The organism is Lysobacterales bacterium (genome assembly GCA_014946745.1).
GTDB lineage: Bacteria > Pseudomonadota > Gammaproteobacteria > Xanthomonadales > Xanthomonadaceae > Aquimonas.
Genome location: JADCRD010000001.1, coordinates 1,003,222 through 1,029,485 on the forward strand (window position 1 = coordinate 1,003,222; position 26,264 = coordinate 1,029,485).

The following is a 26,264-nucleotide window of genomic DNA, read 5'->3' on the forward strand; positions in this document are numbered from 1 at the left end:
AAATCTTGGCAAGCACTTGTTGACTGATTGTGACGTCGAATGTCACAGGCTTGGCCGGCGGTTCGCGCCCGCTGCCCCCTGCGTCGGCGTAAGGAATCAAGCACTTGGCGGCAGGTGGGTATCGACGGGCGCTCGTCCATGCGCGCGCGTTTCGTGTTTCGTGAGCGTCAACCAAGGCGAAAGAAATCAGATACTTAGGCGCCTTATTCCGGGTCGTTCCGCTTGTCGGCTCAAGTGATGCTTTCGTCCGATCGAGCCGCCTGCGCGCACCCTTCCGGAGGCTCTGGGGCGTGAGCGAACCGGTGGCCGGGTGCTGGGAGCCGGGGATTGTGACATGGTGAGCTACAGCACAAATCGGGGCGTGACCAGTCTTGAGGCTGAGCGGGACCTCTGTTAGCGTCCGCGCTGCATGGCCTGTTATCCGTTCCGAAATGTGGGCGGCACGCGCATTCCTTCACCCCACATCTTCGATGCCGAACTCTCGGGAAGCCCTACATGAATGCCGCGACGCTTGAACTGCAGGTGCTGTCCTACGCGGGCGGCGAGGCAGCGCCGGGCCTGTCTGTTCGCTTGGGCCACAGCCCTGTCAGCGTTGGGCGTTCGCCCGCGTGTCATCTTTCGCTTGACGACCCTGAGCGCCTGATTTCGCGCAGCCACCTCAGCGTCTGGATGGACGCCCACGGCGCCGCGTGGCTGCGCAATGCCAGCAGTTCGACGCCGGTGTTCATCGACGGCGCTGAGTTGCCGCCGGCGGCGCAAGCGCGCCTGCAGCCGGGTCAGAGCATCGTGCTTGGGCGCTACCTGCTCGGCCTGCAGCGCTGCGCCTCCACAGCATCGGCTGCCTTCGTGGCGGCCGCGCCCCAACCCGCGTGGCCGGTTCAGCAGGCCGCGCCTGCTGCGATTCCTGAAGAATTCGACGTGTTCGCGCTGCCGCCGGCGGCAGCGACTGCCTCGGGCGGCGCCGTGGCGGCCTGCGATCTCTCTGAGTTCTCGGGCGAGTCCGGTGCAATCGCTGACGTTTTCGCCGGTCTGCAGGCTTTTGATGCGCGTGGTCCGGCGCCGGCAGGCGATGTGATGGATCTGCTCGGAGGTGGCGACTCGCGCCCCCGGCCACCGACCCAAGACCCGCTTCAGCGACTGCTCGGCGGCGGCGACGCCCTGCTGCGCGAGTCGTCGCCGGCTGCGGCGTCAAGCACGACAAACGCGGATCAGAGCAGCGAGATCGATGCGCTGTTCCGGCTGCCTTCCGCTGCCGCTTCGCCTGACCTGTTGGGCCCGGCGTCGCCTGCCGCGTCGGCACCTGTGGCCGTGGGCCCGGTCGGGGCTGCAAGCAGCCTTGATCCCCTCGAGCTGGATCTCGGCGTCGCAGGCGCCGGCTCGCTCGAGACCGGGCTGCTCGATCTGATCGGCGCCGCAGACAGCGCAGCGGTGCCCGCCACGACGCGCCCAGCAGCGGGCCCGCTGCCCGTCGCCGCGATCCCGCCTTCGACTCGCACTCCGGGGGCTCCGGGGGGAGGCGCACAGCGCCCCGCGCCGTCATCCGCAGCCGTGCCGCGTTCTGCGCCGGTGCCTGAGATAGCCTTGCCGCCAGGCGCTTCCGCAGGCCGGCAGGACTTAGCGGCGCGAGCCGCAGATGCCGTGGCCAGCGGCGCGGCTGGCTCCCAAACTCGCGCGGCGGCCGCAGCGCCCGCGCTGTCTGCCGCCGACGCGCGTGCCGATGCGCAGGGCTCGCCCGCAGCGTCGGATCCGTCCACGACGGCCGCGCTCGCCGAGGCCTTCGCGCGCGGCTGCGGGCTGAGCGTCGCTCAGGTCGGCGCGCTCGATGACGCCGCCGCCGAGAATCTCGGCAGGCTGTTCCAGAGCCTGGTTGCCGGCGCGCTGCAGCTGATTCACGCCCGCTCCTCTACCAAGCACGAGCTGCGCGCCCACATGACGATCATCGCCACCTCGGGCAACAACCCGCTGAAGTTCGCGCCCGATGCGCAGGCGGCGATGCTGCAGCTGGTGGGACGCGGCCTGCCGGGCTTCATGCCGCCGGTGGATGCCGTCCGCGATGCGTTTGCGGACCTCAGCGCGCATCAGGTCGGGCTGCTCGCGGCCTCACGCTCGGCGATGTACGCGATGGCCGGGCGCTTGTCGCCCGAGCACATCCAGCAGCGGGTTGGCGGGCCGCGCGGCTTCTCCGGGCTGCTGCCAAGCGCCCACAAGGCCCAGCTGTGGGACGCCTTCGTCGCCGAGCACGCCAAGCTGCTGGGCGAGGCGCGCGAGGAGTTCGATGCGGCCTTCCAGGGCGCGTTCGTCGATGCCTACGAGGGCGAGGTGCGACGGGTGCAGGCGGTCGGTTCGCCATGAGCACCTTTGTTGCCGTGGGCGGTACGCGCGTCGAGTACGCGACGCTGAGCGGGCAGGGCGCGCGCAGCTACAACGAAGATGCCTGCGGCTACTGGACTTCGGCACAGGCGTCCTGCTTTGTGGTCTGCGATGGCGCCGGTGGCCATGGCGGCGGTGAAGTGGCCTCCGAGACGGCGGTTCGCACCTTGCTCAGCGCGTTCTCGGCCGCTCCCTTGCTCGACCCCGGCCATGTGGCTTCACTGATCACCCAGACCGATGCCGCCATCCGCTACGGCCAGAAGCTCACCGCCAGCCTGAGCAAGATGAGCGCGACCGTCACGGCGCTGTTCATCGACGGCCGCGCCCAGCGCGCGCAGTGGTCGCATCTGGGCGACACCCGGCTTTACCTGATCCGCCGTCGCGAGATCCGCTGCATGACCAAGGACCACAGCGTGGTCCAGAGCTTTGTCGATGCGGGTGTCATCGAAGCCTCCGAGGTCCGCCACCACGCGCGTCGCAACCTGCTGTTCGCAGCGCTCGGCATGGGCGAGGGCACCGCGCCCGAGGCGCTGCCGGGCGCCTTCGAGCTGAATGAGGGCGATGCCTTCCTGATCTGCACCGACGGCTTCTGGGAGGCCGTAGAAGAGCAGGAGATGGTCGACACCCTGCACCAGGCGGAATCTGCCGAGCAGTGGCTGGTGCTGATGGAGCAGCGCGTGATTCAACGCGCCAGCGACACCCAGGACAACTACAGCGCCCTGGCCGTCTGGGTGGGGCAGCCGGGCGAAGTGACCCAGCCCTGGCCCGAACAGAGCGAGCTGGGCTGCACAGACGCGCATGCGTTCGACTCCGCGCTTGAAGCGCGGCTCTGAAGCTCGCGTCGATTCGCGCCGCGTGCTCCCCCGAAACTCTCCATCGAAACACCGGTCTCCGCGCAATGACTTCCGACAGCGTTCCTTTCTCGCCGGCCGTGGCCGAACTCGACCTGCGCCGCAGGCAGCTGCTCGTGTTCGCGGGCGTGGGCATGGTGGCGCTCCTGCCGGGCTGCACGACGGCCCCGCGGCGTACCGTGCCAGTGACCCTCGACCTCAGCTACCGCGTGGCTGCGGATGTGAACCCTGACCCCAATGGCCGGCCGTCGCCGGTCATGCTGCGGGTCTACAAGCTGCGCAAACTGGAGCAGTTCAAATCGATCGACTTCTTTGCGCTGAGCGCCCAGCCCAGCCACGCGGAGTTCGCGCTCGAAGAAGAGTTTCCAGTGCAGCCCGGCACAGAAGGCCGACGCAGCTACTCGTTGGAGCCCGAGCAGGCCGGCTTCGGCGTGGTCGCCGCCTATCGCGACATCGCGGTCAGCCGCTGGCGGGCCAGCGAAGAGCTGCCGCCGCTCAAGGTCTCACGCATCAAGCTGCCCGAGGTGCTCACCCGCGCCGATCCGGTGATGGCGTACTCGCTAGAAGTCGGACGCAATGCGCTGACGCTCGCGCGCGTGGAGCGCGGCTGATGTCTGATCGTCAGCGCGTGGCCTGGGCCGAGGGCATGTTTCTGCGGCCCCAGCACTTCCAGCAGCAGACCCGCTACCAGGAGTTCTTCGCGCACCAGCGCGCACTGGCCGGTGAGCCGCACTTCTGGGGCTTTCGCCGGCTGGAGATCGACGAGGCCGCGCTGGCGGTGGGAAAGCTGGCGCTGCGCGCGGCCGAGGGCGTGTTGCCCGACGGCACGCCGTTCTCGCTGCCGCAGCACGCCGAGCTGCCGCCTGCGATCAGCTTCGAAGAAGGCGCGGTGGGCCAGCTCATCCACCTCGCTCTGCCGTTGGCGCGCGAGGGCGCCGAGAACGTGCTGTTCGAAGAGACGCCGGCATCGCTGGCGCGCTACCGGGTGCGCGACGCCCTGCTGCGCGACGAGAACAGCTTCGCCGGTGAACCCGCCGAAGTGCAGCTGGCGGAACCACGCTTGCGCCTGGTCGATGCGCGTGGCCTCGACGATGGCTGGCTGGGCTTGGGTGTGGCGCGGGTGCTCGAATGCCGCAGCGACCGCCTGCTGGTGCTGGATCGCGACTACATCCCGCCGGTGCTGAGACTCGATGCGCATGCGCTGGTCATGGGTTTTCTGCGCGAGGTCGAGGGCCTGGTCGAACAGCGCGCCGATGCGCTGGCCGGACGCCTGCAGCAGCCGGGTCGCGGCGGCATTTCCGAAGTCGGCGAGTTCTTGCTGCTGCAGCTGCTGAATCGCGCGGAGTCGAGCTTCCGACATCTCGAAAGCAGCCCCGGCCTGCATCCCGAGCGCCTCTACGCGGAGCTGGTCGGGCTGGCTGGCGAGATCTGCACCTTTGTTGAAGCCGGTCGACGGCCGCTGGCCGATTGGCCGCCCTATCGGCACGACGCGCTGCGCGAGTCGCTTTTTCCGCTGCTGGTGCACCTGCGTCGCGCGCTGTCCTCGGTGCTGGAGCAGAACGCCATCCAGATCGATCTGCAGCTGCGCAACTACGGCGTGCGCATCGGTCAGGTCAACGACCGCGAGCTGCTGAAGTCCGCGCAGTTCGTGCTGGCCGTGCATGCGGCAGCGCCGCCCGATGTGTTGCGCGCGCATTTCCCGAACCAGGTCAAGATCGGCCCGGCCGAGCGCATTCGCGATCTCGTCAACTTGCAGCTGCCGGGCGTGGGCTTGCGCCTGTTGCCGGTCGCGCCGCGTCAGATCCCGTACCACGCGGGCTTCCATTACTTCGAGATGGACACCAGCGTCGAGCTTTGGAAGCAGCTGCAGGGCAACGGTGCGCTGGCCCTGCATGTGGCGGGCGAGTTTCCTGATCTTGAACTGCAGTGCTGGGCCATTCGCCGTACATGAACCTTCGCGTCTCCACTCCGATGTTGAATGAATCCACGTCGCCGCTCGCGCGACGCTTTGCCTTGGGGGACGTCCTGCCATGAACGGCGCCGTACTCGGGCAGCAGCCCAATAACCGCACCTTCGTCATGCCCAGTCCGGGCGGGGCCGCGGGCCCTTCGGAGCCCTCCGGCGGCGTCGAGCTTCCGCTGCGCCAGGAAGTGCGCGCAGGCGGCACGCCGCTGCTGGCGGCGGCCAATCCACTGCTGAATCTCGTTTTCCAGATCCGCACCCTGGTGCACAACGCCGAGCCGGATCGGCTGCGTGCGCATCTGGTGGACGAAGTGCGCCGCTTCGAGGCCACCGCCAAGGGCCTCGGCGTCAGCAATGAGCACGTGGTGGCGGCGCGCTACTGCCTGTGCACCGTGCTCGACGAGACCGCCGCGCAGACGCCCTGGGGCGGCAACGGTGCGTGGTCGCGCAACAGCCTGCTGGTCACCTTCCACAACGAGACCTGGGGTGGCGAGAAGTTCTTCCAGCTGCTCGCCAAGCTGGCACAGGCGCCAGCCCAGCACGTGGATCTGCTGGAGCTCATGTACTACTGCATCTGCCTGGGCTTCGAGGGCCGCTATCGGATCATCTCGAACGGCCAGGTGCAGCTGGAGACCCTGCGCCGACGCCTGCTGGAGATCATCAGCAGCCAGCGCGGGCAGGCGCCTTCCGCGCTGTCGCCGCGCTGGGAAGGTGTACCCGCCGAGCGCCCCCGCGCCTGGCGGATGATCCCGGTCTGGGCCAGCGCCACGCTGGCGCTGACGCTGCTGGTCGTGCTCTACATCGCGCTCTCGATCCTGCTGGGCGAGCGCTCGACGCCGCGCTTTGTCGCCATCACCCAGCTTGAAGTGCCGGCAGCACCGGTGGTGCCCCGCGAGGCGCCGCCGCCGATCAAGTTCTCGCACTTTCTCGCCGAGGAAATCGCGCAGGGTCTGGTGTCGGTGAACGAGACGGCTGAAGCGAGCACGGTGATTCTGCGCGGCAGCGGCCTGTTCCAGTCCGGCAGCACCGATCCGCAGCCGCAGTACGCGCGCATCATCCAGCGCGTTGGCGAAGCGGTCGGCGAACTGCCCGTGCGTCCGCGCGTGCTGGTCGAAGGCCATACCGACAACGTGCCGATCCGCAGCCTGCGTTTCCCCTCGAACTGGGAGCTGTCGGTGGCGCGTGCGCGCTCGGTGGCGCTGGTGCTGGGTCAGGTGCTCGGCGCTGAGCATGTGATCGAGTATGAAGGCCGGGGCGAAGCCCGGCCTGTGCAGGACAACGCCACGCCCGAGGGTCGCGCGCAGAACCGCCGCGTCGAGATCACGGTGTTCGCCACGCCGGCCCAGCTGGTGCGGGAGGTGCGCTGATGTTGGCCCAACTGTTCGGCCTGCTGTTCCATCGCCGGGTGTTCATCGCCCTGGGCCTGATCCTGCTGGCCCTGCTCATCTGGTTTGTCGGCCCACTGTTCGCCTTCGCCGACTGGCGCCCGCTGGAACCGGTGCGGGTGCGCCTGTGGATCATCGGCCTGCTGTTCGGGCTGGTGCTGCTGCGGATCGTCGCGCGCTTCTGGCGCGACAAGCGCATGAACACCCGTTTGGTCGATGCCGTGCTCGGCCTGCGCGGCCAGCCCGAGGGCCCGGAAGACCCCAACAAGCCGGCCATCGATGCGCTGCGCGCCGACTTCCAGCGCGCGCTGGTGCAGATGCGCGACACCCGCTTCAGCAGCGGCCGCGACGGTGAGGGCTTCTGGTCGCGGCTGGGGCGGCGCTACGTCTACCAGATGCCCTGGTATGTCTTCATTGGCGCGCCGGGCTCGGGCAAGACCACGGCGCTGGTCAACAGCGGGCTGCGCTTTCCGCTCGCGCAGACGCTGGGCAAGGAGAGCGTGCGCGGCGTCGGCGGCACGCGCAGCTGCGACTGGTGGTTTGCCGAAGAAGCCGTGCTGCTGGACACCGCCGGCCGCTACACCACGCAGGAGAGCAATGCCGACGCCGATCGTGCCGAGTGGGAGGGCTTTCTCGGACTGCTGAAACGCTTCCGTCCGCGGCAGCCGCTGAACGGCGCCATCCTCACGCTGTCGGTGCAGGATCTGCTGTCGGCGGACGAAACCGAGCGCCGCCGCCACGCCGAGCGTCTGCGCGCGCGCCTGCTGGAGCTGACCGGCAATCTGGGCATCGCATTTCCGATCTATGTGCTGGTCACCAAGGCCGACCAGCTGGGCGGCTTCAACGAGTTTTTCGAGCGCCTGAGCAAGGAGGAGCGTGCCCAGGTCTGGGGCGCCACCCTGCCGCTGCCAGGGCAGATCGAGGCCGGGCGCGACGATCTCGACAGCCTGCTGCAGCACGAGCTGGAGGCCTTGAACCGTCGCCTGTTCGACCGCCTGCCCGAGATGCTGCTGCACGAGCTCGACCCGTCGCGGCGTGCCCGCGCCTACGCGCTGCCGCAGCACTTCGCTGGCCTGCTGGCGCCGCTGCGCGAGGTGCTGTCGGAAGTCTTCGCCGGCAAGCGCTTCGGGCCGGCAGCCATGCTGCGCGGCGTGTACTTCACCAGCGGCACCCAGGACGGCACCAGCTTTGATCGCCTGCTGGGCAGCCTGCAGCGCAGTCTGGGCTTTGACGCCCGCGTGGCCTTGCCCAGCCAGGCGCAGAGCGGACGCAGCTTCTTCTTGCACGATCTGCTGCACAAGGTGGTGCTGCCCGAGGCGCATCTGGCCGGACGCAATCGCAGCGCGGAGCGACGCGAGCGCTGGCTGGGCGCGGCCGGGCATCTCTCGGCATGGACGGCGGCGGTGGTGCTGAGCGTGGGCATGCTCGGCAGCTATCGCGGCAATCTCGACTACGTCGGCTATGTGGATGAGAGCACCGAGGTGATCGGTGAGCATCTGGCCGAGGCGCGGCGCAGCAACAACTACACCATGGCGGTGATGCTGCCCCTGCTCAGCGCCATTGAGCGGGTCGCCGATGGCCCCGATTTCATCGTCACCGAGCCGCCGCTGCGGCTGCGCTTCGGGCTGTTCCAGGGCGACAAGCTGGACGCCGCAGCGCGCAGCACCTATCGGCGCAGCCTGGAGGCCGTGCTGCTGCCGCAGGTCGTGGACCGTGTGCATCTGATCCTGCAGGGCACGCCTGAGGACGATCTCGAATTCAGCTACGAGGCGCTGCGCGTCTACCTGATGCTGCATCAGCCTGAGCACTACGTCGCTCGCGAGGTGGAGAGCTTCCTGCGCGACGACTTCGAGTCGAGCCTGCCGGCCAGCATGCCGCCGAGCGAGCGCGAGCTGCTGCAGCATCACCTGGCGCGTCTGCTGCACGAGGGCCAGATCGTGCCGACACGAGTGATGGATGCCGAACTGGTCGAACGCGTGCGCGATCGGCTGGGCGGCTTCTCGCTCGCTCAGCGCGGCTACAGCCGGCTGCGTCGCGAGCTGCTGGAGCAGCCCATGCGCGACTTCACGCTGGCGGATCTCGGCGGCGACCGCGCCGCGCTGGTCTTCGACAGCGCTAGCGGCAAGGGGCTGCGCTCCGGCGTGCCCGGTCTGTTCACCCATCACGGCTACCACCAGGTCTTTCTTCCCGAGGTGCGTTCGGTGATCGGCCGCATGCAGGACGAGGAGTCCTGGGTGCTGGGCCGCGCCGCCCACACCGGCGAGCGCCAGCTGCGCGACCAGGTGCAGGGCGTGCTGCCGCGGCAGATGCGCGAGCTCTACCTCAACGAGTACCGCGAGAAGTGGACGACCTTTCTCGCGGACGTGCGGATCAAGCAGCCCGGCAGCATCATGGAGAGCCGCGAGTTCGCTCGCGTGCTGGCCTCGCGCGCCGACTCGCCGCTGCGTCGCCTGCTGGAGGCGGTGGCACGCGAGACGCGTCTTTCCAAAGTCGAGCAGGCCACCGACAACAACTCGCTGCTGGCCCGCGCGGAGCGTCGTTTGACGGCGGAGCGCAGCACCGTCGAGCGCATCGCCGGCCCGGTGGACGTGCTCTCGCCCAACCGCATGGAGCAGAACATCGAGCAGGTCCTGGTCGACGATCACTTCGCCTACCTGCACCAGTTGGTCGGCGATGGCTCGGGCAGCGCGCCGGTCGAGCAGATCCTCAACATGTTCAACGAGCTCTACATGGGCCTGGGCTCGGTCGAGTCGGCCATTCAGGCGCGCACCCAGGCGGTGCCGCCGACCGAAATGCTCGGCAAAGTTCGCGCCGAGGCGGCCTATCTGCCCGACATGGTGCGCGGCATGGTCGAAGGGCTCACCGACAGCAGCCAGCGCTTCGCTGAGGGCAATGTGCGGCAGTCGCTGTCGGCCGAGATCGATGCCGAGGTGGGGCAGTTCTGCCGCAGCGCTCTGGGCGATCGCTATCCGTTCACCCGCAGCTCGCTGAAGGACGTGACGCTTTCGGACTTCCAGACCCTGTTCGCGCCGGGCGGGCGCTTCGATGGCTTCTTCCGCACCCGGCTTGCGCCGCAGACCGACACCACCGGCACAGCCTGGGTGCTGCGCCAGGCCAGCGGCAACACGGTGTCGATGACGCCCTTCCAGAATGCAGCGGCGATTCGCGAGGTGTTCTTCCCGCGCGGCGGCAGCAGCATGGACCTCTCCTTCGAGCTGCGCATCCTGACCATGGACCCCAGCATCGAGCGCCTGACGCTTGATTTCGACGGCCAGATGTTCACCTATGACCACGGCCCCAACAACGTCTTCCGGGTCACCTGGCCCGGCCAGGGGCAGGGCAACATCCGCGCGGTCGCCTCGGCAACTGCGACCGGCGAGCGCAGCCGCAGCTGGTCCGGCCCGTGGGCGCTGTTCCGCCTGTTCGATGCGGCCGAGCTGCGGCCGGGCGTCGGTCCGGAGCGCTTCAACGCCACCCTCGACATCGAAGGCCGGCGCGTGCAGCTCGACATCACCGCGAACAGCGTGCGCAATCCGTTCCAGATGCGTGAAGTGATGCGCTTCCGCTGCCCCTCGCGTGCCTGAGATGGCGAGCTATGGCCTGTTCGGCAAGCTGCCCGCGCTGGGCGATTTCGTCGCCCGCGGGCTGGCGGGAGACGACCTGCGGCGGATCGACGACTGGCTCGCCCGCGGCATGCTGGCCCTGCAGTCCTCGTCGGCGCAGTGGCTGGACAGCTACCTGGTCAGCCCGGTCTGGCAGTGCCTGATCCCGGCCGGCCGCCTGTGCAGCGAGCCCTGTGCGGCGGCTGTCATGCCCAGCGTCGACCGGGTCGGGCGCTACTTTCCGCTGCTCGCCGTGCGCGCGCTGCCGCCGCCGAGCGAGGCCGCTGCGCTGATCCCCGAGCTGGCGATCGTGGCGGCGAGCCTGCCCGCCGCTCTGCACGAGCAGTTGGGCCCCGACCTGCTGCTGGAGCGGCTGGCCCAGCCCAATCCTCGGCCTGTGGCCGCCCCGGACGGCGAGCGTCTGCTGGCCGGCTTCCGCGCGGACGGCGATGTTTCCCTGTGCTGGAGCCTGCCGGGCCCGCTGGCGCCGTTTCGTTTCGTCAGCCATCGTGGGCCGGCCGACCCGGGGCTGTTTCTCAGCCTGTTCGAGGGGCGCTGAGTCGGGCTCGAGGCCTTCCGGGGCCTCCGCGGAGCCCGCCTGCTAGAATCGCGCCCCCTTCACACAGGCAGGCGGGTGTCTCGCCCATGAGCTGGCTTTCCAAACTGATGCCCTCGCGGATCCGCACCGAGGGCGGCAACAAGCGCGGCGTGCCCGAAGGGCTGTGGAGCAAGTGCGACAGCTGTGGGGCGGTGCTGTACCGGCCCGAGATGGAGCGCAACCTCGAGGTTTGCCCCAAATGCGGGCATCACCATGCGATCGGCGCACGCCAGCGGCTGTCGATGTTTCTCGACACCGGCAGTGCGGTCGAGATCGCGCCGAATCTGGAGCCCAGCGACGCCCTGCGCTTCCGCGATCAGAAGAAGTACAAGGACCGCATCGCCGCCGCACAGAAGCAGACCGGCGAGAAGGACGCGCTGATCGCCATGCACGGTCGCCTGAAGGGCCAGCCGCTGGCCGCTTGCGCCTTCGAGTTCCGCTACATGGGCGGTTCGATGGGCTCGGTGGTGGGCGAGAAGTTCGCCCGTGCCGCCGAGTACGCCCTGGCCGAGCGCATGCCCTTCGTCTGCTTCGCCGCCACCGGCGGCGCACGCATGCAGGAAGGCCTGTTCTCGCTGATGCAGATGGCCAAGACCTCGGCCGCCCTGGGACGCCTGCGCGCGGCCGGGCTGCCCTACATCTCGGTGCTGACCCATCCCACCACCGGCGGCGTTTCCGCCAGTCTCGGCATGCTGGGCGATCTCAACGTCGCCGAGCCGCAGGCGCTGATCGGGTTCGCCGGCCCGCGCGTGATCGAACAGACCGTGCGCGAGACCCTGCCGCAGGGCTTCCAGCGCTCGGAGTTCCTGCTGAGCCACGGTGCGATTGATCTGATTGTCGATCGCCGCGAGATGCGCGAGCGTCTCGGCGCGATCCTGGCCATGCTGATGAAGGCGCCGCGTCCGGCGCCCGATCCGGCGGTCGAGGCGGTCGGCGCATGAGCGGCAAGCGCTGGTTCGGCACCGATGGCATCCGCGGCCGCGTCGGCGAAGGCCCGATCTCAGCCGACTTCGTGCTGAAGCTCGGCTGGGCCGCGGGCCGCGTGCTGGCCCGCGAAGGCCACGCCAGCGTGGTCATCGGCAAGGACACGCGCATCAGCGGCTACATGTTCGAGTCGGCGCTGGAGGCTGGCCTGGTCGCTGCCGGCGCCAACGTGATGCTGCTGGGGCCGATGCCGACGCCGGGCGTGGCCCTGCTGACCCGCCAGCTCGGCGCGGACGCCGGCATCGTTATCAGCGCCTCGCACAATCCGCACTACGACAACGGCATCAAGTTCTTCTCGGCTGACGGCGAGAAGCTCACCGATGAGGTCGAGCATGCCATCGAGGCCGAGCTGGAGCGCGCCTTCAGCACGGTCGACTCCGAGCAGCTGGGCAAGGCCGTGCGCATTTGCGATGCCGCGCAGCGCTACAGCAGTTTCTGCAAGTCGACGGTCGACAAGGGCTTCAGCCTGCGCGGCATGAAGATCGTGCTCGACTGCGCCCACGGTGCGAACTACCAGATCGCGCCTGAACTGTTCCGCGAACTTGGCGCCGACGTGATCTCGATGGGCGCCTCGCCCGACGGACTCAACATCAACCAGGACTGCGGCAGTACCCACATGAGCAGCCTGCAGGCCCTGGTGCGCGGTTCGGGCGCCGCACTCGGCATCGCCTTCGACGGCGACGGCGACCGCGTGCTGTTCGTCGACGCTGACGGCGAGATCGTCGACGGCGATGCGCAGATCTACATCCTCGCCTGCGACCGCCTGGCGAAGGGAGAGACGTTGGGCACCGTGGTCGGCACGCTGATGACCAACTACGGCCTCGAACGCGCCTTCGCGCAGCGCGGCATCGCGTTCGCGCGCGCCAAGGTCGGCGACCGCTACGTGCTGGAGCAGCTGAAGGCCCACGGCGGGCGGATCGGCGGCGAGGCCTCGGGCCATATCCTGGTGCTCGACAAGGCCAGCACCGGCGACGGCATCGTCAGCGCGCTGCAGGTCTTGCAGGCCGTGCGGCGCAGTGGAAAATCGCTCAAGGCCCTGCTGGAAGGGCTGAGCTGGATCCCGCAGAAAACCGTGAATGTGCGCATCACCCCAGGCGCCAAGCCGCTGGAGTCGGCAGGGGTGCAGGCGGAGGCCAAGGCGGCCGAAGCCCGGCTTGAGGGCAGGGGACGTCTGGTCCTGCGCGCCTCCGGCACCGAACCGCTGATCCGGATCACCGTGGAGGCGGACGACGAAGCCTTGCTGCTGGATGTGCAGCGTCGCTTGCGCGACGCCGTGGAACAGGCGTTGTAGCGCTTGTTCGATGGGATTGGGGATTAGGGATTGGGGATTGAACCGGGCGGCGCACTGCTGGGCTTGATGTAGTCGGCTTCGCTGGCAGCCTGAGTGCAATAGTCGCTCAGCCCGTCCGCGTGCTTTGAATCCCCAATCCCCAATCCCCAATCCCGTCGCCTCAAGACCCCAGAACCCACAACTCCGCCGCTGCCAACAACGAAGGCGAACACCATGTCCATCCCCACCCTCGATATCCGCCGCTTTGACACCGACCGTGATGCCTTCGTCGCCGAGCTGGGCGCGGCGTATCGCGAATGGGGCTTCTGCGGCATTCGCGGCCACGGTATTCCGCAGGCGCAGATTGATCGCGCCTACGACGTGTTCCATCGCTTTTTTGCCTTGCCTGAAGCAGTGAAGAAGCAGTACCACGTGCCGGGCGGCGGCGGTGCACGCGGCTACACGCCCTTCGGCATCGAGACCGCCAAGGGTGCCAAGCACTTCGACCTGAAGGAGTTCTGGCACGTCGGCCGCGAGATCGCCCGCGACTCGAAGTACGCGGACGTGATGCCGGCCAATCTCTGGCCGAGCGAGATCGCCGACTTCCGCGAGGTCGCCTACGGCCTCTACACCACCCTCGACCAGCTGGGCTCGCGCGTGCTGTCGGCGCTGGCCCTGCACATCGACCTGCCGGCCGACTGGTTCGCCGACAAGACGAACTTCGGCAACTCGATCCTGCGGCCGATCCACTACCCGCCGATCACCGCCGACGACATCCCCAACGTGCGCGCCGGCGCGCATGAGGACATCAATCTGATCACCCTGCTGGTCGGCGCGTCTGCGGCCGGGCTGGAAGTGCTGTCGCGCAAGGGCGAGTGGGTGCCGTTCACCGCCGATGAGGACACCATCGTCGTCAACATCGGCGACATGCTGCAGCGCCTGACCAATCACGTGTATCCCTCGACCACACACCGGGTCACCAACCCGCCCGGCGAGGCCGCGCGCAAGCCGCGCTACTCCACGCCCTTCTTCCTGCATCCGAACCCGGACTTCCTGATCGAGACCCTGCCGCAGTGCATCTCGGCCGGGAACCCCAACCGCTACCCCGAGCCGATCAGCTCGCACGACTACCTGATGGAGCGGCTGCGCGAGATCAAGCTGGTTTGACGTCCCGAACTTCCAGCTCACGACGTCCTTTCTACGCTGCACTCTTTCGCGGCGATCGCGGCGCCGCGGTTCCATCGGCTTGCGCCCGAGCCTGGCGCGCTGTGCCCCTTCTTCCCACGGGAGAAGGTGGCGCGAAGCGCCGGATGAGGGGCGCTACAGAGCGCAGCCCTCCATTCGCCCGCCCGCAAGTCGGGTGACCCGACAGGCCCGAACCGCATGAACATCCACGCCACCCGCAGCCTGCCTCGCTCCCGTTTCCACGGACTCAGCCCCGTCGTCGCCGGCTGCTGGCGCATGGCCGGCTGGGGCATGGACGTCGATGCGCGCATCCGCTGGATCGAGGGCTGCCTCGAACTCGGCGTCACCAGCTTCGACCACGCCGACATCTACGGCGACTACGCGGTCGAGGGCCTGTTCGGCGAGGCGCTGGCGCGTGCGCCGGGCCTGCGTCAGCGCCTGCAGCTGGTCAGCAAGTGCGGCATCCGCCTGGTCTCGCCAGCGCGCCCCGGGCATCGCATCAAGAGTTACGACACCTCGTCGGCGCACATCGTTGCCAGCGTCGACCACAGCCTGCACGCGCTGCGCACCGACCATCTCGACCTGCTGCTGATCCATCGGCCCGATCCCCTGCTCGATGTGGCTGACGTCGCGGGCGCGTTCGAGCGTCTGCAGCGCGCGGGCAAGGTGCTGCGCTTTGGCGTGTCGAACTTCAGCCCGGCGCAGTTCGAGCTGCTGGATTCCGCGGTCGAGCTGGTGACCCAGCAGGTCGAGCTGAGCCCGCTGGCGCGCGCCGTGCTGCATGACGGCACCCTGGATCAGTGCCAGCAGCTCGGCGTGCAGCCGATGCTGTGGAGCCCGCTGGCCGGCGGCCGCGTGCTGAAGGGCGAGGGCGAGGACGCGCAGCGCGTGCGCGCCGAGCTTGAACGCATCGGCGCCGAACTCGGCGAGAGTGCGGCCAGCGTGGCCTATGCCTGGGGCCTGCGCCACCCGAGTCGGCCGCTGGCGATCACCGGCAGCCAGCGCCTTGAGGGCATTGCCGAGGCCGTCGCGGCCACGCGGCTGCAGCTGTCGCGCGAGGCGTGGCATGCGCTGTGGACGGCTGGCGCGGGGATGCGCGTGCCCTGAAACTCCTGCAGGCCCGGCCTGCGCGCGCTGCGGCTGAAGCCGCGTGCTGCAGCGGGAGAGCCTGCAAACCAGCGCCATCCGCTCGGAGATCGACCTCGCATGCCCACCGAATCACCCTTGGCAGTGGGTTCCGTCGAACGCCGACGCCGTGTGCTGAAGCTGATGGCGGCCTTGGCGGCGAGCCTTGTCCACGCATCGCCACAGGCGCGTCCGCGCGAGACGAAAGGCGTCCTGCGTGTCCTCGTTGTCGGCGCGGGTCTGGCGGGTCTCGCGGCGGCGCGCAGCCTGTCGGAGGGCGGTATCGAGGTCTGCGTCCTGGAAGCGCGCGATCGGATTGGCGGCCGCGTCTGGACGAGCCGCGACGGGCCCTGGCCGCTGGATCTCGGTGCCTCGTGGATCCACGGCGTGGAAGGCAATCCGATCACCGCGCTGGCAGACGCCGCGGGAGCCGCGCGGGTGCCCACCCGCTACGACTCGTCGCGCGCGTTCTCCGAAGACGGCCGGCCTTTCGACGACGCCGATCAGCGCCGGCTGGAACGTCTCGACGCGCGCCTGGCGGCCGCGATCGCGGCGGCGCAGGAGGCCGATGAGGATCAAAGCCTCGCCTACGCCGTAGCGCCCGTCCTGGCGGCGCTGCTGGATGAGGACGCGCGCGGGGAAGCGCTGTTTCGTCTGAACTCGTGGATCGAACAGGAGTACGCCGACGACCTCGGCGCACTGTCGAGCCACTGGTACGACGCGGCGGAGGCCTTCGATGGCGATGACGCGCTGTTCGTCGACGGCTTCGCCTCGGTGCTGGCGCCGCTGTCTGCGGGGCTCGACGTGCGTACGGGCGTGGAGGTGGTCGAGGTCGAGCATTCGCCGCAGGGCGTGCGGCTGCGCTGTGCCGACGGGTCCGAGCACGCCGCCGACGCCGCCATCGTCACCGTCCCGCTCGGCGTGCTCAAGGCCGGCCGCCCGCGGTTTTCGCCGCCGCTTCCCAGCGCCATGCGCACCGCCATCGAACGTCTGGCCATGGGCGTGCTCAACAAGTGCTACCTGCGCTTCGAGCGGGTGTTCTGGCCGGACGACAGCGACTGGATCGAAATCGTCCGGCGCGTTCCGGGGCGCTGGGCGCAGTGGGTCAGCTTCGCCCGCACGACCGGCTGGCCGGTGCTGCTCGGCTTCCACGCCGGCAGCGAGGCGCGGCGCCTGGAGGGGCTGGACGACGCAACGGTCGTGGCGGAGGCCATGGTCGCGCTGCGGCAGACGTTCGGCCCCGAGGTGCCCGATCCGATCGATCACCAGATCACGCGCTGGGCCAGCGATCCCTGGGCGCTCGGCTCCTATTCGCTGTATCCGCCCGGCGCGACGCCTGCCGATCGAAAAGCGCTCGGCCGCGCGATCGGCCCGCGACTGCGGCTGGCCGGCGAGGCCACCTCAATGGCGCATTTCGGTACGGCGCATGGCGCCTATCTGTCCGGCCGCGAGGCGGCGCGGCGGCTGCTGGCGTCGATGGCGGACGAGTCCGCGGACGCTGACTGAGCGAAGCCTGCGCAGGCCATCACCGCATCCAGGCAGGTCGTCATCCGCAATTGGCTGGGCCCGGACGCCTCGGCCGTGCTGGGCTCGCGCGCGTCAGCGGTCCATGCCGGCGAAGCCCATGAAGGCGAGCGCCATGAGGCCGGCGGTGATCAGCGCGATCGGCGCGCCGCGGAACGCGGTCGGCACGTCGGCCAGCGCCAGGCGCTGGCGCAGCTGCGCGAACAGCAGCAGGGCCAGGGCGAAACCGAGCGCCGCGCCCAAGCCCTGCAGCAGCGCCTCCAGCAGCGAATGCCGGGCCTGCACGTTGAGCAGGGCCACGCCGAGCACCGCGCAGTTGGTGGTGATCAGCGGCAGGTACAGGCCCAGCACGCGGTAGAGCAGGGGCGCGCGCGCGCGCATCAGCAGCTCGGTGAACTGCACCACCGCCGCGATCACCAGAATGAAACCCAGCGTGCGCAGATGGGCGAGATCGAGCGGCTCCAGCAGCCAGGCCTGCAGCGCCCAGGCCAAGCCGGAGGACAGGGTCAACACAAAGGCGGTGGCCAGCGAGAGGCCAAGCGCCGAGTCCAGGCGCTGCGAGACGCCCATGAAGGGGCACAGGCCAAGGAACTTCGCCAGCACGAAGTTGTTGACCAGGGCGGCACCGAACAGCAGCAGAGCGACATCCGACATGGGCGCAAGTCTAGCGGCTGCCCGCTGGGCGCAGCGTGGGCATTGCGACCCGCGGCCGCCGGCGCCGAGGCGATGCTGAGCGCGCGTCCCGCGCGGAGCGCGACTTTCGCCACTGGTGACCGCGAGCTTCCCGCCCGCAGGCTCGACGGCAACCGATGGGGGAGTGAACGATGCGCGTGTTGAAGCGATTGGGCCTTGGGCTCGTGGCTCTGCTGGCGGTGCTGGCCGTGCTGCCGTATCTGCTGCCGATGCCCGGCCGCGACCTGCCGCCGCGCAAGTCGCCTTATCTCGAAGGCCGCTTCGTCGAGGTTTGCGGGCTGCGCTGGCACTTCCAGCGCTGGCTGCCCAAGGATCAGCCCGCCCGTGCGCGCGTGGTGCTCATCCACGGCTTTGCAGGATCGACTTTCTCCTGGCGCCTGACGGGCCCGGCGCTGGCCGAGGCGGGACACGAGGTGCTGGCCATCGACTTGCCGCCCTACGGCTACACCAGCCGCGCCCAGCCCGATCAGCCGCTGGCCGCGTGTCTCGCCCGCATCGTGCGCGACGAGCCCGGTGAGCTGCCGGTCATCGCCGTCGGCCACTCGATGGGCGCCAGCGTGGCCGCGCGTCTCGCCGCCGAGCTGGAATCGCGCGCGGCGGGCGTGGTGCTGGTGGACGGCGGCCTGGGGGGGCGCGGCCGTCCGCCGGGCCGCCTGGCCGGCCTGCTGCAGTACCCGCCGTTCTCGCGCTGGGCCGAAGTGGCCGCGCACTACTACATGCTGGAGCCCGAGCGCTTCAGCCAGACCCTGGCATCCGCCTACGGGCGTGAACCCAGCGAAGCCGAAATCGAGGGCTACCGCACGCCGCTGCTGCTGGCGGGCACGGCGCCGCGCGTGCTCGCGCGCGGCGGCGCGGCCGAACCGCTCGACACCGCGCGTCTGCCCGCGCGGCAGCTGATCGTCTGGGGCCGGCAGGACGCCTGGGTGCCGCCGGCCGTGGCCGAACGCACGGCCGAGGCTTTGCCGCAGGCGCAGCTCGCCTGGATCGATGAGGCCGGCCACAACCCGATGGAAACGCACCCGCAGGCGTTCATGCGCCTGCTGGGAGATTTCATCGACGCCAGCGTGCCCGCGCAGGCGCCGGCTGATCCTGGCGCAGCGGCCCCGGCCGTGCCGACGCCGACGACGCCAGCGTCCAGCGGCGAGGGCTGATACCTCGCCGCGGGCGCCGCGGGCGGCCAGCGGCGGTCGCAGCGAACGTCGCCTTCGCACAGGCTGTCAGTCGGCCGCAAAGGCGACGACGTGCTCCAGGTCAAGACGGATGCCGATGCGCTGGCCGATGGCGTGGTCGTGGTGGCTGGGCACCAGCGACAGCAGGCGCTCACCCGTGTCGAGCCGCAGCGTGTAGAGGAAATCGGCGCCGCGGAAGGCGCGGGCGATCACCTGCGCCTGCAGCGGGCTGGCGTCGTCGTGGACCACGTCGTCAGGCCGCAGCAGCAGCTGCAGGCGCTGGCCCGGGGCGTGGCCGTTGCGCGGCGTGCGCGCTTCGCCCAGCGGCGTCTGCAGTCGCTGGTCGCCGAGGCTGCTTGCAGGGACGAACACACCCTCGCCGACGAAGCGCGCCACGATCGCGTTGGCCGGCTGGTGGTACAGCGCATAGGCACTGTCCCACTGCTGCAGCGCGCCCTCGGCGACCACGCCGATGTGGTCGGCCATGGCGAAGGCCTCGACCTGCGAGTGGGTGATCAGCAGCGCGCCCACGCCTTCGGCCTTGAGTGCGGCGCGCACGTCCAGCGCCAGACGTTCGCGCAGGTCGGGGTCGAGGCTCGAAAACGGTTCATCCAGAAGCACCAGGGCCGGCCGCGGCGCCAGCGCGCGGGCCAGCGCCACGCGCTGCTGCTGGCCGCCGGACAGTTCATGCGGGTAACGGGGCTCGAAGCCGGCCAGGCCGACCAGCGCCAGCATGCGCTGCGCGCGCCCCTCGGCCTCGCGGCGCGGCAGGCGGAACAGGCCGAACATCACGTTGCCGAGCGCGGTGAGGTGAGGCAGCAGGGCGTGGTCCTGGAAGACCATGCCGATGTCGCGCCGCTCCGGCGGCAGCTGCACGCCGGGGCCGCTGAGCACGCGCGGCTCGGCGTCGGCTGCGCGACTCTGGATGCGCCCGGCGTACAGCGGCGCGAAGCCGGCGATGGCGCGCAGCAGGCTGGTCTTGCCGGCGCCGGACGGCCCGAGCAGGCAGCCGATCTCGCCGGCCTCGATGGCGAGGTTGACGCCGGCCAGCACGGCGCGACCGTCGTAGCCCACCGCGCAGTCGATCAGTTCAAGCCGCATCGCGGGCGCGCCTCGTCAGCAGAAGTACAGGGATCAGGCCGACCGCGACGATGCTGAGCGCAGGCAGGGCGGCACGCCGCCACTCGCCCTCGTTGGTCAGCTCGAACACTCGGGTGGCCAAGGTGTTCCAGCCGAAGGGACGCATCATCAGGGTGATCGGCATTTCTTTCATCACGTCGACAAAGACCAGCAGGGCGGCGGTGGCCAGCCCGCCGCGCAGCAGCGGCCAGTGCACCTGCTGCAGTCGGCGCAGGCCGGTGACGCCGAGCAGCTGCGCGGCCTCCAGATGGCTGTCGCGCACGCGCAGCAGGGCGGCTGACACCGGCGCATGCGCGACCGCGGTGAAGCGCACGCCGTAGGCGATCAGCAGCAGGCCGAGGCCGCCGGTCAGGGCCATGTCGATCTGCAGACGATCCAGCAGCCAGCCGCTGGCGCGGGTCACCGGCACATACAGGCCAATCGCCAGCAGCGCCCCCGGCAAGCCGTAGCCCACCGTGCCGATGCGCAGCGCCAGCGTGCTCAGCAGGCCCGGCTGCTCGCGTGCAGCCAGCGCCAGCACCAGGGCCGCGGCGACGGTGAGCGCGGCGGCCATCGCCGACAGCAGCACGCCGTTCCAGACGAACTCGACATAGCGCGCATCCAATTCGTGCAGATGTGCGGCGGCGATCCAGCCGAGCCGCGCCACCGGCAGCGCGAAGGCCAGCGCGAACACCAGGGCGCAAAGCGCGGTCGCGGCCCAGCGCCAGCGCCCCAGCGGCAGGCGGGCCGCGCTCACCGCGCCCAGCTGCACGAAGGACTGCCGGCGGCGCGAATGCGCCTCCAGCAGCACCAGGGCGATCACCGCCAGCAGCATCACGGCGGCGATCTGCAGGGCGGTGTCGGTGGAGAACATGGCGAACCAGGCGCTGTAGATCGCGCTGGTGAAGGTGTCGTAGTTGAAGGCGGCCACGGTGCCGAAGTCGGCCAGGGTTTCCATCAGCACCAGCAGCACGCCGCCGGCGATGAAGGGGCGCGCCAGCGGCAGGGCCGCGCGCAGAAAGGCGCGCTGGGGCGACATGCCCAGCGCGCGCGCGGCTTCGAGAGCGCGCGCGCCCTGGCTGGCGAAGGCATCGCTGGCGACGAGATAGACATAGGGAAACAGCGCCAGCGTCATCACCGCGATCACGCCGCCGCGCGAGCGGATCTCGGGCAGCATCAGACCGTGCTCGCGCAGCAGGGTGGCGAAGGCGCCGCTGTAGTCGAACAGGCCGATAAAGGCCACCGCGAACACATAGCCCGGCAGGGCCAGCGGCAGCACCAGCGCCCAGCGGAAGACGCGCCGGCCGGGGAAGTCGGTGAGTGCGACCAGCGCGGCCAGGGCGGTGCCGAGCAGCACCGTGCCCACGCCCACACCCAGCAGCAGCCACAGGGTGTTGAGGGACACCCGCGGCAGCGTGTGCTGCCACAGGTGGCCGAGCATTTCGGGGTCGGGATTGAACAGCGCCGCCAGCGCGGCGATGAGTGGCACCGCACTGGGCAGGCACAGCGCCAGCGCGAGCAGGCTCAGACCGCCGAAGCGCCCGCGCCGCGTGGGCGGCGCGAGCGGCGGAGCGTCAGCGATAGCCGACACGATCCATCAGCTGGGTTGCCTCCACCTGCAGCGCGCCGGCGCGCGAGACGTTGATCAGGTCCTGACGGAAGGGGCCCCAGTCGGCGACGGCGGGGTCGACCGCGACTGCGGCGTTGGCCGGGAACTCGAAGTTCACCGAGGCGAACTTGGCCTGGGCCTCGCCCGCGGACAGCCATTCGAGGAAGGCCTGCGCGGCTTCGGGGCGCTTGGCGTGGGTGGTGATGCCGGCGCCGGACACGTTGACGTGCACACCGCGCTGGCCCTCGCCCTGGTTGGGCCAGAAGATCGCCGCCGGCAGCGCCGGGTTGTCGCGCTTCAAGCGGCCGAAGTAGTAGGTGTTGGCGATGCCGACGTCGCAGCGGCCGGCGCCCACCGCCTGGATCACCTCGTCATCGCTGGCGAAGGGCTGCGCCGCGAGGTTGGCGACCCAGCCGGCGACGATGGCTTCGGCACCCTCGGCGCCGTGGTTCTCGATCAGGGTGGCGACCAGGCTCTGGTTGTAGACCTTCTTCGACGTGCGCAGGCAGAGCCGGCCCTTCCAGGGCGCCTCGGCCAGGGCCTCGTAGGTGCTGAGCTCGGAGGGCTGCACCTTGTCGGTGTTGTAGATCAGGGTGCGGGCGCGCACCGACAGACCGAACCAGCGGTTCTCCGGGTCCTGCAGATGGGCCGGGATATTGGCTTCCAGCACCGGCGACTCGACCGCGCGCAGCAGGCCGAGCTGGGCGGCCTGCCAGAGGTTGCCGGCATCGACCGTCATGAACACATCGGCTTCGGTGCGGGCACCTTCGGCCTGCAGGCGCGCCATCAGCGGCGCTTCCTTGTCGGTCAGGTACTCGATCTTGACGCCGGTTTCGGCGGTGTAGCGATCGAACAGCGGCTTGATCAGCTGCTCGTTGCGGGCGGTGTAGACCACGAGGTCGGCGGCCTGGGCGGCCGGCGCCAGCGCGATGGCGAGCGCGGCGAGGGCAGGGGCGGCGAGGGCAGGGAGACGGATGCGCATGGGCGGGCCTGGTCGGTGGGGCTGGAAATGAGAATCGATGTTATCCAGCGCGGCGTGTGCGGTCCATGTGCCTGAAGCCGGTGCGTACACTTGCGGCCCATGAACGAGACCTCGAAGCATGCCAGCCCGCGCGCGGCCGCAGGAAGCCGACTGCCACCGCGCTTCGACGCCGATTCCACCGAGCTGTTCGCCGAAGCCGCGGTGCGCGCGATCGATGCGCGCTTGATCGCGGCGCTGGACGGCGATGCCTACGCCCTGATGCAGCGCGCGGCCTGGGCCGCGCTGGATACGCTCAAGCAGCGCTGGCCGCGGGCGCGCACCCTGGCCGTGGTCTGCGGGCCCGGCAACAACGGCGGCGACGGCTGGGTGCTGGCGCGGCTGGCCGAGTCGGCCGGCTACGACGCCTGGGTGGTGCACCTGCGCGCCGACGACAGCCGCGGCAGCGCGGAAGCCCAGCGGGCGCGACGCGACTGGCGCGGCCGCCGCGTCGCCTGGGAGGATGACCCCGAGCTGGCGGCGGAGAGCCTGGCCCTCGCCGACGTGGTGATCGACGCCGTGTTCGGGCTCGGCCTGACGCGAGCCCCCACTGCCCCGCATGCCGATCTGATCGCGGCGATCAACCTCGCCCAGCGGCCGGTGCTGGCGCTGGACCTGCCTTCGGGCGTGAGCGCGGACAGCGGCGCGGCGCCGGGCGCGGCGGTGCGGGCAGATGTCAGCATCAGTTTCGTTGCCGCGAAGCCAGGGCTCTACACCGGCCCCGGCCGCGCCTTATCGGGTACGCGGCGGCTGGCTCCGCTGCTGCCCGAGGGCGTCGATGCCCCTGGGCCCAGCGCCGACTTCGAGCCGCAGGCGATCGCACTGGCTGCGCGCGCACTGGACGGCGCCCTGCCGCGTCGACGGCTGGACGCGCACAAGGGCGACAGCGGCCATGTGCTGGTGCTGGGCGGCGACAGCGGCATGGCCGGCGCTGCCCTGCTGTGCGCGCGTGCCGCGCTGCGCGCCGGTGCCGGGCTGGTCAGCGTCGGCACGCGCGCAGCCCATGCCGCGGCCCTGGTCGCCGCGCAGCCCGAATGCATGGTGCGCGGCATCGAGGTCGCGAGCGACCTCGATTCTCTGTTCGAACGTTCGACCGTCATCGCGCTCGGCCCCGGCCTCGGGCAGGGCGACTGGGGCCGCGACCTGTTCGCGCGCGTGCTCGCCGCGCACCGGCCCTGCGTGCTCGACGCCGACGCCCTGAACCTGCTGGCGCAGACGCCGCGGGCCTGTCCGCAGGCGGTGCTGACGCCGCACCCCGGCGAGGCCGCGCGTCTGCTCGGCGCGAGCACGGTCGAGGTGCAGCGCGACCGCTATGCCGCGCTCGCGCATCTGGTGCAGCGCTTCGAATGCCCGGTGGTGCTGAAGGGGGCGGGCAGCCTCGTCGGTGCGCCGGGCCAGCTGCCGCGGGTGATCGATGCGGGCAATCCGGGCATGGCAGTGGGCGGCATGGGCGATCTGCTCGCCGGGGTGATCGCGGCCCTGATCGCGCAGGGGCTCGCGGTGTTCGACGCGGCGCTGCTGGGCACGCTGGCCCATGCCGCGGCCGGCGATCTCGCGGCCGCTGAAGGCGAGCGCGGGCTGCTGCCTTCGGATCTGCTGCCGCTGCTGCGGCAGGTGCTGAACCGCGCAGCGGAGCGTTCGCAGTGAGCGCGCGCGTCCCCGAGGCTCCTCGCAGACTCAGCCTTGAGCTTGAGGATGAAGTCGCAAGCCTGCGGCTCGGTCAGCGCCTGGCGGCCACGCTGCCGGCGCGCGCCGTGGTCCATCTGCAGGGCGACCTCGGCGCCGGCAAAACCACCCTGGCCCGCGCCCTGCTGCGCGCGCTGGGCGTCGAGGGCGCGATCAAGAGCCCGACCTACACCCTGATCGAGCGCTATCCGGTCGAAGGCGGCGAGGTCGCGCATTTGGACCTGTACCGCATTGCTGATCCAGAAGAGCTGTCCTTCCTCGGCCTCGATGAGCTGGCCGACAGCGCGCGGCTGTGGCTGGTCGAGTGGGCTGAGCGGGGTGCCGCGTTTCTGCCTTCGCCGGATCTGCGGATCCGCCTCGCCGTGGCAGGCGCGGGCCGACGCGCTGATCTGGAGGCGCTGAGTGAGGAAGGCGCCCGCTGGCTTGTCGAGCTTTCCGCACAAAAGTGAATTTGTTCAATGGCTTGGCGGGCATCCAGCGCTCGCGCTCAGGCCCCTGCGGGCGGTGATGCCTGCACCAGAGTTGAACCCGAATCGAGAAAGGCCGCGCATCTGGCGGATTTCCAAGCGTTTTTTGGCTTGCGCAGCGCCGCCGCTTCGGCTTGAATGTGCGCCATGTCAAGAGCCTGGCCGCAATTCGCGCTGTTCGTACTGCTGAGCCTGGTCGCGTTCGCGGCCGGGGCCGTCGAGGTGCGCGAGCTGCGTGTGGCCACGGGTGCGGAGCGCACGCGGCTGGTGCTGGATCTGTCCGCCAGCGTCGACTACAAGCTGTTCTCGCTGGAGAACCCGCACCGCATCGTCGTCGATCTGAAGTCGGCCAGCTTGGGCCGCGCGGCCCGCGTGCCCGACTTCCAGCCCGGCCTGCTGCAGCGTTTGCGCACCGGCGTGCAGAACGGTCGCGACCTGCGCGTGGTGCTGGATCTGCAGCGCGGCGTGCGTCCGCGCAGCTTCATCGAGCCGCCGGGCGACGGCCGCGGCCACCGGCTGGTCATCGATCTGCCGAACCAGACCTCAGCGGTCGCACAGGCCCCGCCGCGGACCGTGCAGACCGCGGTGCCCACCAGCGACCGCGACATCATCATCGCCATCGACGCCGGCCACGGCGGCCGCGATCCCGGTGCGATCGGCCCGGCAGGCACCTTCGAGAAGAACATCACGCTGGCGGTGGCCCGCGAAGTGGCGCGCCAGGTCAATGCGATGCGCGGCTACAAGGCCGTGCTGATCCGTGACTCCGATGTGTTCATCCCGCTGGAGCAGCGCTACCGGCTGGCGCGTGAGGCGCAGGCCGATCTGTTCGTGTCGATCCACGCCGACGCCGCGCCGCGCTCCAGCGCCGCCGGTTCCTCGGTCTACGTGCTGTCGACCCGCGGCGCGACCAACGAGGCCGCGCGCTGGCTGGCCGACCGCGAAAACGCCGCCGACCTGGTCGGTGGCGTCAAGCTCGATGACAAGGACAACACCCTGGCCGCGGTGCTGCTCGACCTCGCGCAGAGCGCGACCATGAAGGCCTCCGAAGACGCCGCCAACCAGGTTCTAAACGCCTTGAAGCGCGTCGGCAAGGCGCACAAGCCGGCAGTGGAGCGCGCGAATTTCGTGGTGCTGCGCTCGCCCGACGTGCCCTCGATGCTGGTCGAGGCCGCTTTCATCAGCAACCCGGGCGAGGAGCGCAAGCTCAACGATCCCGCCTATCGCTCGCGCCTTTCCGCTGCCGTGGCGGATGGCATCGGTGACTTCTTCAGCCTGCAGCCGCCGCCCGGCACCTGGGTGGCCGCCAACACCACCGCGCGTGCACGCGAGCACATCGTGGCCCGCGGCGAGACCCTGAGCGCCATCGCCGTTCGTCACGGCGTCAGCCTGTCGAGCCTGCGCGCGGCCAACGCCGGGCGCTTGCGCGGAGACGTGGTGCGGGTCGGCGAGCGTCTGCAGATTCCCGGCGCCTGACACACCCTGCGGGTCGCGAGCGGGCTCGCTCTTCCAAGCCGCCGGCATTCGCGGAACGACCGCGACTCGCACCCTTGAGGGATTTCGGCAAGGCGGACGGGCTCCGGCCGAGTGCGAGGTCACGGCTGCATGCAGTCCGGCGGTTGGCGGGATGCCGCAGGCGTGGCAGTGTCC

Annotated in this window: 20 protein-coding genes; 16 read left to right on the forward strand and 4 right to left on the reverse strand. The window is 70.1% G+C overall.

The features are described 5' to 3' along the window. The first annotated feature begins 495 nt into the window (after positions 1–495). The 12 genes from tagH (at position 496) to H4O13_04185 (ending at position 16,838) form a co-directional block, all read left to right on the forward strand. Positions 496–2,352: a type VI secretion system-associated FHA domain protein TagH gene (tagH, locus tag H4O13_04130; protein ID MBE5314572.1), complete on the forward strand. Its 1,857-nt coding sequence runs from the start codon at positions 496–498 to the stop codon at positions 2,350–2,352. Then, positions 2,349–3,203, forward strand: a complete 855-nt coding sequence (locus tag H4O13_04135) for a serine/threonine-protein phosphatase (GenBank protein ID MBE5314573.1) — start codon at positions 2,349–2,351, stop codon at positions 3,201–3,203. Before tagH ends, H4O13_04135 begins: the two co-directional genes overlap by 4 nt. 65 nt (positions 3,204–3,268) lie before the next feature. After that, entirely contained in the window at positions 3,269–3,832 is a 564-nt protein-coding gene (tssJ, locus tag H4O13_04140; protein ID MBE5314574.1) for a type VI secretion system lipoprotein TssJ, read from the forward strand. Further along, a complete protein-coding gene (tssK, locus tag H4O13_04145; protein MBE5314575.1) occupies positions 3,832–5,172 on the forward strand; it encodes a type VI secretion system baseplate subunit TssK in 1,341 nt (446 codons plus the stop codon). Before tssJ ends, tssK begins: the two co-directional genes overlap by 1 nt. Positions 5,173–5,251: 79 nt before the next feature. After that, positions 5,252–6,550, forward strand: a complete 1,299-nt coding sequence (locus tag H4O13_04150; protein MBE5314576.1) for a DotU family type VI secretion system protein — start codon at positions 5,252–5,254, stop codon at positions 6,548–6,550. Continuing rightward, complete coding sequence (gene tssM, locus H4O13_04155) at positions 6,550–10,152, forward strand: type VI secretion system membrane subunit TssM (GenBank protein ID MBE5314577.1); 3,603 nt, start codon at positions 6,550–6,552, stop codon at positions 10,150–10,152. Before H4O13_04150 ends, tssM begins: the two co-directional genes overlap by 1 nt. Continuing rightward, a complete protein-coding gene (tagF, locus tag H4O13_04160; GenBank protein ID MBE5314578.1) occupies positions 10,145–10,729 on the forward strand; it encodes a type VI secretion system-associated protein TagF in 585 nt (194 codons plus the stop codon). Before tssM ends, tagF begins: the two co-directional genes overlap by 8 nt. Before the next feature lie 86 nt (positions 10,730–10,815). After that, positions 10,816–11,709, forward strand: coding sequence for an acetyl-CoA carboxylase carboxyltransferase subunit beta (locus H4O13_04165; protein ID MBE5314579.1), 894 nt, complete (start codon positions 10,816–10,818; stop codon positions 11,707–11,709). Continuing rightward, positions 11,706–13,043, forward strand: a complete 1,338-nt coding sequence (glmM, locus tag H4O13_04170; protein ID MBE5314580.1) for a phosphoglucosamine mutase — start codon at positions 11,706–11,708, stop codon at positions 13,041–13,043. Before H4O13_04165 ends, glmM begins: the two co-directional genes overlap by 4 nt. A 213-nt stretch (positions 13,044–13,256) precedes the next feature. After that, positions 13,257–14,189 (forward strand): isopenicillin N synthase family oxygenase, encoded by a 933-nt coding sequence (locus tag H4O13_04175; GenBank protein ID MBE5314581.1) that lies wholly within the window; start codon positions 13,257–13,259, stop codon positions 14,187–14,189. A gap of 216 nt (positions 14,190–14,405) precedes the next feature. Next, on the forward strand, positions 14,406–15,314 hold the full coding sequence (locus H4O13_04180) for an aldo/keto reductase (GenBank protein MBE5314582.1): 909 nt from the start codon (positions 14,406–14,408) through the stop codon (positions 15,312–15,314). Between the two features lie 99 nt (positions 15,315–15,413). Next, positions 15,414–16,838 carry an FAD-dependent oxidoreductase gene (locus H4O13_04185; protein MBE5314583.1) on the forward strand — a complete coding sequence of 475 codons (1,425 nt, stop codon included), beginning with the start codon at positions 15,414–15,416 and terminating at the stop codon, positions 16,836–16,838. 93 nt (positions 16,839–16,931) lie between these two features. Here the strand turns inward: H4O13_04185 and rsxA are convergent, their stop codons facing one another. Further along, positions 16,932–17,510 carry an electron transport complex subunit RsxA gene (gene rsxA / locus H4O13_04190; protein MBE5314584.1) on the reverse strand — a complete coding sequence of 193 codons (579 nt, stop codon included), beginning with the start codon at positions 17,508–17,510 and terminating at the stop codon, positions 16,932–16,934. A 170-nt stretch (positions 17,511–17,680) separates the two neighbouring features. Between rsxA and H4O13_04195 the strand changes: the two genes are divergently transcribed. Next, positions 17,681–18,700 carry an alpha/beta hydrolase gene (locus H4O13_04195; GenBank protein ID MBE5314585.1) on the forward strand — a complete coding sequence of 340 codons (1,020 nt, stop codon included), beginning with the start codon at positions 17,681–17,683 and terminating at the stop codon, positions 18,698–18,700. A gap of 66 nt (positions 18,701–18,766) precedes the next feature. On the opposite strand, the gene H4O13_04200 is transcribed toward H4O13_04195, so the two are convergent. The 3 genes from H4O13_04200 to H4O13_04210 form a co-directional block, all read right to left on the reverse strand. Further along, positions 18,767–19,819, reverse strand: a complete 1,053-nt coding sequence (locus H4O13_04200) for an ABC transporter ATP-binding protein (GenBank protein ID MBE5314586.1) — start codon at positions 19,817–19,819, stop codon at positions 18,767–18,769. Next, entirely contained in the window at positions 19,809–21,278 is a 1,470-nt protein-coding gene (locus H4O13_04205) for an iron ABC transporter permease (GenBank protein ID MBE5314587.1), read from the reverse strand. Before H4O13_04205 ends, H4O13_04200 begins: the two co-directional genes overlap by 11 nt. 133 nt (positions 21,279–21,411) lie before the next feature. Next, complete coding sequence (locus tag H4O13_04210; protein MBE5314588.1) at positions 21,412–22,428, reverse strand: extracellular solute-binding protein; 1,017 nt, start codon at positions 22,426–22,428, stop codon at positions 21,412–21,414. 99 nt (positions 22,429–22,527) lie between these two features. Between H4O13_04210 and H4O13_04215 the strand changes: the two genes are divergently transcribed. From H4O13_04215 to H4O13_04225, 3 genes are all read left to right on the forward strand, one after another. Next, positions 22,528–24,111 carry an NAD(P)H-hydrate dehydratase gene (locus tag H4O13_04215; GenBank protein ID MBE5314589.1) on the forward strand — a complete coding sequence of 528 codons (1,584 nt, stop codon included), beginning with the start codon at positions 22,528–22,530 and terminating at the stop codon, positions 24,109–24,111. Further along, positions 24,108–24,599 (forward strand): tRNA (adenosine(37)-N6)-threonylcarbamoyltransferase complex ATPase subunit type 1 TsaE, encoded by a 492-nt coding sequence (tsaE, locus tag H4O13_04220; protein ID MBE5314590.1) that lies wholly within the window; start codon positions 24,108–24,110, stop codon positions 24,597–24,599. Before H4O13_04215 ends, tsaE begins: the two co-directional genes overlap by 4 nt. A gap of 156 nt (positions 24,600–24,755) precedes the next feature. Then, positions 24,756–26,090 carry an N-acetylmuramoyl-L-alanine amidase gene (locus tag H4O13_04225; protein MBE5314591.1) on the forward strand — a complete coding sequence of 445 codons (1,335 nt, stop codon included), beginning with the start codon at positions 24,756–24,758 and terminating at the stop codon, positions 26,088–26,090. Positions 26,091–26,264: the final 174 nt, after the last annotated feature.

Bases quoted from the DNA above. Each gene is read 5' to 3' on its own strand.
- glmM (MBE5314580.1), top strand. From the start codon at position 11,706: ATGAGCGGCAAGCGCTGGTTCGGCACCGATGGCATCCGCGGCCGCGTC.
- tagH (MBE5314572.1), top strand. From the start codon at position 496: ATGAATGCCGCGACGCTTGAACTGCAGGTGCTGTCCTACGCGGGCGGC.
- H4O13_04205 (MBE5314587.1), bottom strand. From the start codon at position 21,278: ATGCTCGGCCACCTGTGGCAGCACACGCTGCCGCGGGTGTCCCTCAAC.
- H4O13_04165 (MBE5314579.1), top strand. From the start codon at position 10,816: ATGAGCTGGCTTTCCAAACTGATGCCCTCGCGGATCCGCACCGAGGGC.
- H4O13_04210 (MBE5314588.1), bottom strand. From the start codon at position 22,428: ATGCGCATCCGTCTCCCTGCCCTCGCCGCCCCTGCCCTCGCCGCGCTC.
- H4O13_04215 (MBE5314589.1), top strand. From the start codon at position 22,528: ATGAACGAGACCTCGAAGCATGCCAGCCCGCGCGCGGCCGCAGGAAGC.
- tssK (MBE5314575.1), top strand. From the start codon at position 3,832: ATGTCTGATCGTCAGCGCGTGGCCTGGGCCGAGGGCATGTTTCTGCGG.
- H4O13_04185 (MBE5314583.1), top strand. From the start codon at position 15,414: ATGCCCACCGAATCACCCTTGGCAGTGGGTTCCGTCGAACGCCGACGC.
- H4O13_04150 (MBE5314576.1), top strand. From the start codon at position 5,252: ATGAACGGCGCCGTACTCGGGCAGCAGCCCAATAACCGCACCTTCGTC.
- rsxA (MBE5314584.1), bottom strand. From the start codon at position 17,510: ATGTCGGATGTCGCTCTGCTGCTGTTCGGTGCCGCCCTGGTCAACAAC.
- H4O13_04175 (MBE5314581.1), top strand. From the start codon at position 13,257: ATGTCCATCCCCACCCTCGATATCCGCCGCTTTGACACCGACCGTGAT.
- H4O13_04195 (MBE5314585.1), top strand. From the start codon at position 17,681: ATGCGCGTGTTGAAGCGATTGGGCCTTGGGCTCGTGGCTCTGCTGGCG.
- tssM (MBE5314577.1), top strand. From the start codon at position 6,550: ATGTTGGCCCAACTGTTCGGCCTGCTGTTCCATCGCCGGGTGTTCATC.
- H4O13_04200 (MBE5314586.1), bottom strand. From the start codon at position 19,819: ATGCGGCTTGAACTGATCGACTGCGCGGTGGGCTACGACGGTCGCGCC.
- H4O13_04180 (MBE5314582.1), top strand. From the start codon at position 14,406: ATGAACATCCACGCCACCCGCAGCCTGCCTCGCTCCCGTTTCCACGGA.
- H4O13_04225 (MBE5314591.1), top strand. From the start codon at position 24,756: ATGTGCGCCATGTCAAGAGCCTGGCCGCAATTCGCGCTGTTCGTACTG.
- tssJ (MBE5314574.1), top strand. From the start codon at position 3,269: ATGACTTCCGACAGCGTTCCTTTCTCGCCGGCCGTGGCCGAACTCGAC.
- H4O13_04135 (MBE5314573.1), top strand. From the start codon at position 2,349: ATGAGCACCTTTGTTGCCGTGGGCGGTACGCGCGTCGAGTACGCGACG.